The following is a 9,505-nucleotide window of genomic DNA, read 5'->3' on the forward strand; positions in this document are numbered from 1 at the left end:
AATGATGCCGCAACGATAGCACAGCGTTCAAACGCCAGCGAGGCGGCGTCCTACGGCACTTCAGTCAGTTTCCGGCGCCTGACGCCGTCCCTTTCAATCCCTTGATTCGACACCCTCATCCAGTTCCAGCATCAACCCGCTCAAGCGTTTGACCTTGCGCCTCACCGCCTCTTCGAATACGCCGGTACGCGGCTCGATCAGGGTGAACCAGTTTTTGGCGCGGGTAATCCCGGTATAGATCAATTCCTTGGTAAGCACAGGGTTCAGGGCATCCGGCAGAATCAACGCGGTGTGGGCAAATTCCGAGCCCTGGGATTTATGCACTGTCATGGCGTACACAGTTTCCACATCATTGAGCCGGCTCGGCAGTACAAAACGTACGCCACCCTGACCATCATTACGCGGGAACGCCACACGCAGTACCTGTTTCCCAACCTCTGGCCCCTCGCGTTCCGGCAGCTTGAGGGCAATGCCGATGTCGCCATTCATCAAACCCAGGCCATAGTCATTGCGGGTCATCAGCACCGGTCGACCTTCGTACCACTGCTGGTCGCTGTCGATCAGCCGGGCCTTTAGCAGCGCGGCGGTCACGCGTTGATTCAAACCTTCAACGCCCCACGGCCCTTTGCGTACGGCGCACAACAACTGGAAGGTGTCGAAGGCTTGCAGGACTTGGCGAGCCCAATCGGTCCAGCAGGGATCATCAAGCGTGCTGTCGAGCGGTGGCCGCAGGCTGCGTAACAGACTCAGGTAATGCCGATAACCCTGCGGTCCATCGCCATGCCCCTCAAGCAGCAAGCGTTCCAGCGCCCGGTCCTGCTCCCCCTTGAGGGGCAGGGAAAACACGTCGTCATGGCTTCGCGCTGCCAACAACTTGCGAGCTTCCTCGGGTTGCTGCTGGTTGACCCAACGAGCCAATTGGCCGATGCCGCTGCCCTCGCCGAACCGACGCGAATGACGCAGCATCACAACTTGCTGGGCCAGCGGATGAGTGCCCTGGGTGTCTTCCCGCAAACCGCTGGCATCCAGGCTTTCACCACTGACCGCTTGCAGCCACCGGCGAGTCTGCGGGCTGTACCAACCGGCCTCGGCGTCGCGGCACAGGTCGCCCAGCACCGCGCCGGCCTCCACCGATGCCAGTTGATCCTTGTCACCGAGCAGCACCAGACGGGCATGAGCCGGCAACGCATCGAGCAGGTTGGCCATCATTTCCAGATCGATCATCGAGGCTTCGTCCACCACCAGCACATCCAGCGGCAAGCGATTACCGGCGTGGTGACGGAAGTGTCGAGTACCGGGGCGACTGCCGAGCAGACGGTGCACAGTGGTGACATCTGACGGGATCTTCACGCGTACGGCTTCATCGACTTCCAGTGTTCTGACCTGCTGACTGATGGACTCCGTCAGTCGGGCTGCAGCCTTGCCGGTGGGTGCCGCGAGACGGATGCGCAGCGGCTTGCCCGCCTCCACCGCCGGCGCCTGGAGCAACGCGAGCAAACGCACGACCGTCGTCGTCTTTCCGGTCCCCGGGCCACCGGTAACGATGCTGAAAGCGCTGCGGGTGGCGAGGGCGCAAGCGAGCTTCTGCCAGTCAATCACTTCCCCGGGCCTGGCTGGGCCGAACAAGCTGGTGAGGCGTTGGGGCAAATCATCCGGTGTGGTTTCGTGTTCGACCAGGCGTTGACGCAGCGACGTATCGATACGCCGTTCGTAAGCCCAGTAGCGACGCAAGTACAGGCGTTTGCCCGACAACACCAATGGCCGATGTTGCGCCGCCTCACGACCATCGACCGCCAATGCGACCAGGCTGCTGGAAGCCAGGACCTTGCACCAATGGGCACCGTCCAGCGCCTCAAGCAATTGCGACGGCAACAACATTGCGCCACTTTGCACATCACCTTCCGGTGGTAGCGACAGGGCGAAGTCCGGTTCCTTGAGCGTCTCGAACAGATCCAGGCACACATGACCGTGGCCCAGTTGATGGCTGGCCAACGCCGCGGCCAGCAGCACCAGTGGATCATCGCAGGGAGCGAGCTCGTGAAGAAAAGCGACGAAGGCTTTATCCAGCGCTCGCAGCCAGCCGCGCTCAACCCAGCGCGTCAGCAGTAGCAGCAAGTCATCGGCGCGACTCAACGGCGCCAGATCCACGAGGCTTTCGGCTGTCAACGAAGTCGGCAGCAAATCAGCGAAGGTGCGACTCATAGCAAAACTCCCTGTTCCCAGGCGGGTTCGGCCTTGGGTTCTGGCTTGCCCTGGAACAGCCGGTCGAGACGTTCGATCAACTCTTTTGGTGGACGGGCAAAATACACGCCTTGGCTGGGCGCGCGCGTACCACGCAGGAACAGGTACAACGCACCGCCGACATGCCGGTCGTAATCGTAATCGGCTAGTCGCGCCTTGAGCTGGCGATGCAGGGCCAACAGGTACAGCACGTATTGCAGGTCGTAACGGTTGTCGAGAATCGACTGCTCCATGGCCTGCTCGGTATAGGCCGCGTCATCGACGCCCAGCCAGTTGGATTTGTAGTCGGCGACGTAGTAGCGGCCGTCGTGTTCGAACGTCAGGTCGATGAAGCCCTTGAACATGCCATTGAGCAACACCGGCTCGGCAGCCACCCGGGCCACGCCGTTGTGGGTGTATTGGCGCACCAGTTCATCGAGCTTGAGCACATCGACCTTATGGCTGGCGAACCAGAATTCCATCTCGACGCGGTAGTGGGTCAATTGCTCGAATACCACGGGAGCCTGCCCACCACCGATATGCAGCGGAGAGGTAAGCAGATGCTGCAGCCAATCGCTCAGGGCGGTTATCCAGCCTTCCCAGCCACGTCGATTGCAACGACGGGCAATGGCGTCTTCCACCGCTTTTGGCGTGGCGGTAAAACCTTCGTCACCGGCCCATTCGAGCAAACCATGGAGAAAGGTGCCGGGGTTCGGGCCGCGAGGGAATCGATGGATATCCGCGCCGCCGGCCACTACTTCGCGTGGTGCTTGCGGATCGAGGCGTTCGTCGTCGAAGAGCTTTTGCGCTTGCGGGCTTTCCGGCGCTTCATCAGTGCCCACGCTCATGCTGTCGCCAATGCGCAGGGCACTGTAAGAGGCAATCCACCAGTTTTCGCTGGCCTTGCGCTTGGGTATCAGCGGAGCAAGCAACGTCGCATCGTTGCGAGGTGGATGGTAGTGCTCGACGGTCGCTTCAGGCATTTCACCGTAGCTCAGCGCAGGACAGTCCTGCTGCAGGTCTTCCAGCCACCGCTTCAAGCCTGCCGACTCGGCCAATGGCACTCCGCCGCCCAGCAGATAACCCAATGCCGACAGGTGCAGCACCGAGCTGTTGTTATTGCCGCGTTTGAGATCCGTCACTCCGAGCCAGCAGGCGTGTTGCGCCCGGGTCAAGGCCACGTAAAGCAAGCGCAGATCCTCGGCCAGTCGCTCATCATCCGCCTGAACAATCAACTCGGCCGTCGGCTTCAAGGTCACTTGGGCCTTGCCGGTGGCGTCGTGGTAATGCAGCGGCAGACGACTGCCATCCACTGGCTTCGCCGAGCAAACGAATGGCAGGAACACCAAGGGATACTCAAGCCCCTTGGACTTGTGAATGGTCACGACCTTGACCAGTTGTTCGTCGCTCTCAAGACGCAGGATCTGCTCTTCGCCGGCCTGACCGGACAACGCCAGGTGCTCGGACAAATGACGGATCAGCGCTTGCTCACCATCGAGTTCGGCGGCCGCCTGTTGCAGCAATTCGGACAGGTGCAGCAAATTGGTCAGCACCCGCTCGCCGTCACTGCGCAGAATCAATGTCTGAGGCAGCTGAAAGTCATGCAGCAATCGCCGCAGCATCGGCAACACGCCCTGCTTGCGCCAGAGCTCGCGATAATGACGGAACTGCATGACCCGCGCTTCCCAGGCCAGTTCGTCCTGATTCAGCCGTTCCAGCTCAGCCAGCGACAGGTTCAGCGTGATGCAGGCCAACGCGGCCCGCAGTGGACGCTCGACATCCGGCTCGGCACAAGCCTTGAGCCAGGTCAGTACGTCGTGGGCCTCTTGGGCGGCGAACACTGAATCCTTATCCGACAGATAGACGCTGCGCACGCCACGGGCGGAGAGTTCGCCGCGCACAGCCTGGGCCTCTTTACCGTCGCGGACCAGGATCGCGATATCCGCTGGCAACAGACCTCTGAAGTCCTTGCCGTCCTGTATGAAACCCGCGCGACCGTGCTGCCCACCGTTAAGCAAAGTGGTGATTTCACTGGCGCAGGCGGCGGCGAGTTGTTGTCGGTACACCGCGCCGGACAGCGGCTGATCGGCGGACAGGTGCCAGATGTTCAGGGCGGGCACGACCTGGCCGTCGATGTGCAGAACTTCTTTGCGCCCTTGGGATTCGACCGGCAGGAACGGTACCGGGTTCTCGCCGCTCTTTTCACGAAACAGGAACGCGCCCCGACCGGTTTCGCGAGATTCGGCGCGCTCGAACACATGGTTCACCGCACGGACCATGCCATGGCTGGAACGGAAATTCGTACCCAGAGTATGCAGTCGGCCAGTGGTTGCCTGGCGGGCGCGCAGGTAAGTGTAGATGTCGGCACCGCGGAACGCGTAGATAGCTTGCTTGGGGTCGCCGATCAGGAACAGGCCGCATTCGGGATTGTTGTCTTCGATGCGATAGATGCTCTCGAAGATCCGGTACTGCACAGGGTCGGTGTCCTGGAACTCATCGATAAGCGCCACTGGAAACTGCTCGCGAATCAGGGTCGCCAGCCGCTCGCCGCCATCGGATTGCAATGCTGCATCGAGGCGAAGCAGCATGTCATCGAAGCCCATCTCCGCACGGCGACGCTTTTCTTCCTCGAACCGTGTACCGACCCACTGGGCGGCGTGTTGCAGCACGGCGGCATCAGGTGTCGGCAATCCATCGAGGCAGGTCTTGAGGCCGGGCATGGCGTCCAGCCCGGGATGACGGGGTACTTCACCCTTCCAGGCTTCGGCCATACCGTCGGGAGTCAGGCGCGTGAATCCGGTGCCGATATCCAGCTGCTCAAGGGATTCGTCTTCAGCCCAGGCCCTGATCTTTTCGAACCAGGGTTCGAAATAGCGCGCCTGCATCTTGCGACCGTCGACGCTCTTGCTCGCGACACCCTGGTGACAAATGGCAAGCAGTTCGTCCGCCCACTGGCGCCAGGGCATCTTGAGTTCGAGCAAGGCTGCCCGTCGCTCTTGCAGACACGCCGTGATCAGCTCGGCAGGTTCTTTACCTTCAACACTGTCTCGCTCACTGGCGAACAAACCACGTACTCGAGGCAGCAAGGCTGCCGGACCACCCCAATTCCCACGCACCCAGTTCAGCGCATCACCTTGCATCGGGTAACAAAACAGACGCCAGTAATCGCGCAGGACTTCGCCCAGCAAATCGCTGTGATCGGTTTCCAGGGTCTGTGTAAACAGACTGCCACTGTCGAACGCGTGCTCGCGCAACATGCGCTGGCACCAACTGTGGATAGTCGAAACTGCCGCCTCGTCCATCCACTGCGCAGCGATGTCCAAGCGGTTCGCGCATCCGGACCACTGCTCGGGAAGGTACTCCTCACGAAGCTCCGCGATAAGGCTGTCGGGCGCCGGTGTTTCATCACGGAAAAACCGTGCAGCTTCAGCGAGACGCGTGCGGATACGCTCGCGCAGTTCTTTGGTCGCGGCATCGGTGAACGTCACAACCAGGATTTGCGGCGGCAACAGTTCACGTCCGAAGCCGCTCGACTCTGCGCCGTGGCCAAGGACCAGACGCAGATAAAGCGCGGAAATGGTGAAGGTCTTGCCGGTCCCGGCGCTCGCTTCGATCAATTGGCTGCCGCGCAGGGGAAATGCCAAGGCCAGAGGTTTTGTGGTCATGCGCGCGGCTCCTCGCTGTTCAATGAACGCCAAGGCGCTTCAAGCAACGGCCGGTACAACGCGTTGCCCCAATCCGGGAACGTTTCGTCTGCGGCAAGCGAGTCGAAGTCGGCGAACTGTCGGGCGAGTGCGGGGCTTTCGCGACGCTCGCCGTCGGTGGTCAGGCCATCGCCTTCATAGGCTTTGCGGGCTGCGGTCTGGGCTTTGACCGGATCAGTTTGACCCAGCCATGCGAAGCCGGTCTTCACCGCAATCGGCAATGGTTGACGCATGCCCGTCTGCCAAGCCATTAACAGGTCGCCCAGAATCCGCAAGGCGGCATCCTCCGGCATCGGACCGAGCAGCAGACTGTCGTCGCTGGCCACCAATGCAGTGGTCATCGCCATACCACTGGCGCAGGCAACCAGGTGATTGACCCATGGCCGTGTCAGCCGATGCCATTTGCGCGACTTGATTGAGCCGATGCTGTTGGGGATTGTAGTGACGGACAGCAAACCACCGTCCGCTCGCTGATGCAGACCGCTGAGCCAGCCTTCCAGGCGCAGCCCCTGCAACTCCAGACTCACTGGCAGAGCGTTGGTCAGAGGTGTTGGCCATAACGCCAAAAGCTGCTGATAACGCTGCAACAGATCCGGCAACGGTTCGATCAACTCTCGCTGAAGGCATTCGCCAAATCCGGCCATAGGCAGGAGCCCACTGTTTTGCAGACGTTTTGCCTGCGCTTCCAGTACCTGGTCGGTGCTTTCCAGATGTCCCAGCGCCGCTTCGAGCAAGCTGTCGCTGAGGCTGTAACGTTGCAACGCGTCGAGTACGAATGGCTCTTCATCAGCCAAGGGCACTTCAGCCGCTTCGAAGTACACTTTCAGCCGTTGACTGAAAAAATGCCGCACAGGATTACGCAGGAAGTCCTGCAGTTGTCCGAGACTTAGCGGCTCCTCCTGAACATACGGATCAAGGACTTCGGTATCAGTCGACGGCTCACCGGTTTGATGCAATACCTGCCATTCATTGGCGTAGCTGAACAAGTCATCGCCTTCATGAAAGTAGCGGGCGCTGAACGGTTGCAACGGATGTTCCTGAGTGATGGCCTCAAGCAAATCTTCGTCGACATCATGCAGTCGCCAACCGCTGGCCAGATGATCGCGCAATTGGCCAATCAGTACCGACGCGGGGCGTTCACTGTTATCGCGAATGCTGCGACCGACCCAGCTGATATAGAGTTGGTCCCGTGCCGACAACAGGGCTTCCAACAGTAGATAGCGATCATCTTCGCGTCGGGAGCGATCGCCAGGGCGGTAATCACTGCCCATGAGATCGAAGTCCAGTGGCGGTTGTGCACGCGGGTAGTCCCCGTCATTCATGCCCAGCAGGCAGACGAGTTTGAACGGGATCGCGCGCATGGGCATCAAGGTACAGAAGTTAACTGCACCGGCCAGGAAACGCTGGGACAGGCGGCCTTGGTCGAGGCCGGCGAGCCAGGCTTCACGGACCACGGTCAATGGCAGCTCATCATGCAAACCAACTGACTCGCAGGTCTCAAGCCAGGTTTCACGCAGCTCTTCGAGTTGGGCCAATACGTAGTCGTCATGTTCGTTACTGGCCAGGAAAAACAACTGAACCAGTGCGTGCAAGCGAAAGCCCCATTGTTTGGGAGCGGCAGGTTGAGAGAGCTCCTGGTGCGCAATCTCCAATGCGTCCAGCAGCGCAACCAAAGGGCCGATGAGCGCGGCGTCCAGACCACCGATCTCGTCGTAGGGTTCGATACCCTCGCAAGCACCGGCACTGCCTACGGCATAACCGAGCAGCATCCGTCGCAGGCCGAAACGCCAACTGTTTTGTTCCAGCTCCTGCGGCAGACCGAGACCCGCGCGCTGTTCGGCATTCATGCCCCAGCGGATGCCTGCGCCTTCGATCCAACGATGCAGTGTCGGCAGATCGCGTTCCTCTACACCGAAGCGAGCGCGCAGTGCAGGAACATCCAGCAGATCGAGGATCTCACTCACGGGGAAACGGCTGTCGGGCAGTTTGAGCAGGTGTTCGATAGCAATCAGTAGCGGGTCACGGCCGCGTTGGCCTTGATCTGCGAGTGTGAAGGGAATGAAACGCGGGTCGTGGCGTTCAAGCTGAGCAAACACCGCTCGAATATGCGGTGCGTAGCTGTCGATGTCCGGGACCATCACAATCACATCGCGAGGCCTTAAGTCCGGATCAGCACTGAAGCGTGCGAGCAACTGGTCGTGGAGGATCTCCACTTCGCGCTGGGCGCTATGGGCAATGTGAAAACGGATCGACTCGTCCTTCGCCGGATCGACAGCTGGCCAGCGCTCGCGAGTCTCGTTCAAGGGACGCAATTCAAGAATGTCGTCCTGCAATTGATTGAGCATGTTCTGTGGCTGGCTGTCGCTGAACAGGTCAATACGGCCATCGCGGAATGCCGAGCGATAGCTGCTGGGATCGTCGTAGCTGTCGAGCAGATTGATATAGTCCCGCCCCTGTTTGCCCCAAGCCGCCAGTAGTGGATGGGCATGCTGGTGAAGGGTTTGCGGGTCGAGCACTACCGGCATTCCGCTCTTGCGAGCCTGACGCTTGTATTGATGCCGCAACAGGTCTTTATCGGCGACGATGTCTGCCCAATGGTGACGACACGGGTTGTGTACGCAGAGCAGAACCTGGCTGAAACGGGCCAGCCCCGCCAGTGCTTCCAGGGCTTGAGCAGGCAGAGAAGAAATCCCGAAAACGATTACCCGCGAAGGCAATCCGCCAGGGGCTACGTCGAGGCTGTTGATGCGCTCGATAAACCGCTGATGGACGCCGGCTCGACTTTGCGCCATGCCTTGTTCACCCACATCCAGCAACAGCGCACGCCACAACTCTGCCTGCCAGCAGTTAGCCGGGGTCAGAGGTTTGGTTTCACCTCTGCCATTTCGTAGTTGATGACGACCTTCGGCCCAGTCTTCAAGCCAATCGGCCCGATACACTTGGTATTGGTCAAACAAATCCGCCAGCCGCTCGGCCAACTGATAGCGTTTGCGTAAATCGGTGTCATGGGTCAGGAAGCGCTGCAGCGGTTCGAAGTGCGGTTGATTGATCAACTGCGGAAGCAGGCGCATCAGACGCCAAGTCAAGGGAGCTTTATCGAGCAGGGATTTGACCGGGATTTCGTCACGCCCAAGCACCATGCGATAGAGCTGCCACATGAAGCTACCCGGTAACTGAACGTCGATGGCTGCGGCGATTCCGCAGCCACCCATGTCGTCATCTTCAGGATCTTCCGCTAGTGCCAGCTTCAGCCATTGAGCGATGCCGTTGCTCTGTACCAGGGCAATTTCATTTTCCAAGGGAGCCAGCGGGTAACGCCGCATCCAGCTGACCACCAGGCTGCGCAACTCGTCCAGGCGATTGCCGTGAACCACCATAAAACCAGCACTGAGGGACGTCGCGTCCGGCATAAAGGCTTCCTTGGAAAAATACAAAAGCTAGGGCCGAACCTTAGCATTGTCGGGAGACTGTGACAGCCGGGAGCCGTCCGGGATTGCTGTACGAACTTTCCCGCGGACAAAAACAAAACCCCTACCTGCATACGCAGATAGGGGTTTCGGAATTTAATCTTGACGATGACC

At 60.0% G+C, this 9,505-nt stretch carries 3 protein-coding genes; all 3 read right to left on the minus strand.

Annotated features, from left to right (window positions below; all coding sequences use genetic code 11):
* Window positions 1–93 precede the first annotated feature (93 nt).
* The 3 genes from recD to recC are packed head-to-tail and all read right to left on the minus strand — an operon-like array spanning window position 94 to window position 9,334.
* Complete coding sequence (recD, locus tag AC3WP4_RS18320; RefSeq protein WP_074873561.1) at window positions 94–2,202, minus strand: exodeoxyribonuclease V subunit alpha; 2,109 nt, start codon at window positions 2,200–2,202, stop codon at window positions 94–96.
* Window positions 2,199–5,885, minus strand: a complete 3,687-nt coding sequence (gene recB / locus AC3WP4_RS18325) for an exodeoxyribonuclease V subunit beta (RefSeq protein WP_102616414.1) — start codon at window positions 5,883–5,885, stop codon at window positions 2,199–2,201. Before recB ends, recD begins: the two co-directional genes overlap by 4 nt.
* Window positions 5,882–9,334 (minus strand): exodeoxyribonuclease V subunit gamma, encoded by a 3,453-nt coding sequence (recC, locus tag AC3WP4_RS18330; RefSeq protein WP_102616415.1) that lies wholly within the window; start codon window positions 9,332–9,334, stop codon window positions 5,882–5,884. The genes recB and recC overlap by 4 nt, the downstream gene beginning before the upstream one ends.
* Window positions 9,335–9,505 lie beyond the last annotated feature (171 nt).

The sequence above is a fragment of the Pseudomonas sp. FW305-20 genome (assembly GCF_058788075.1).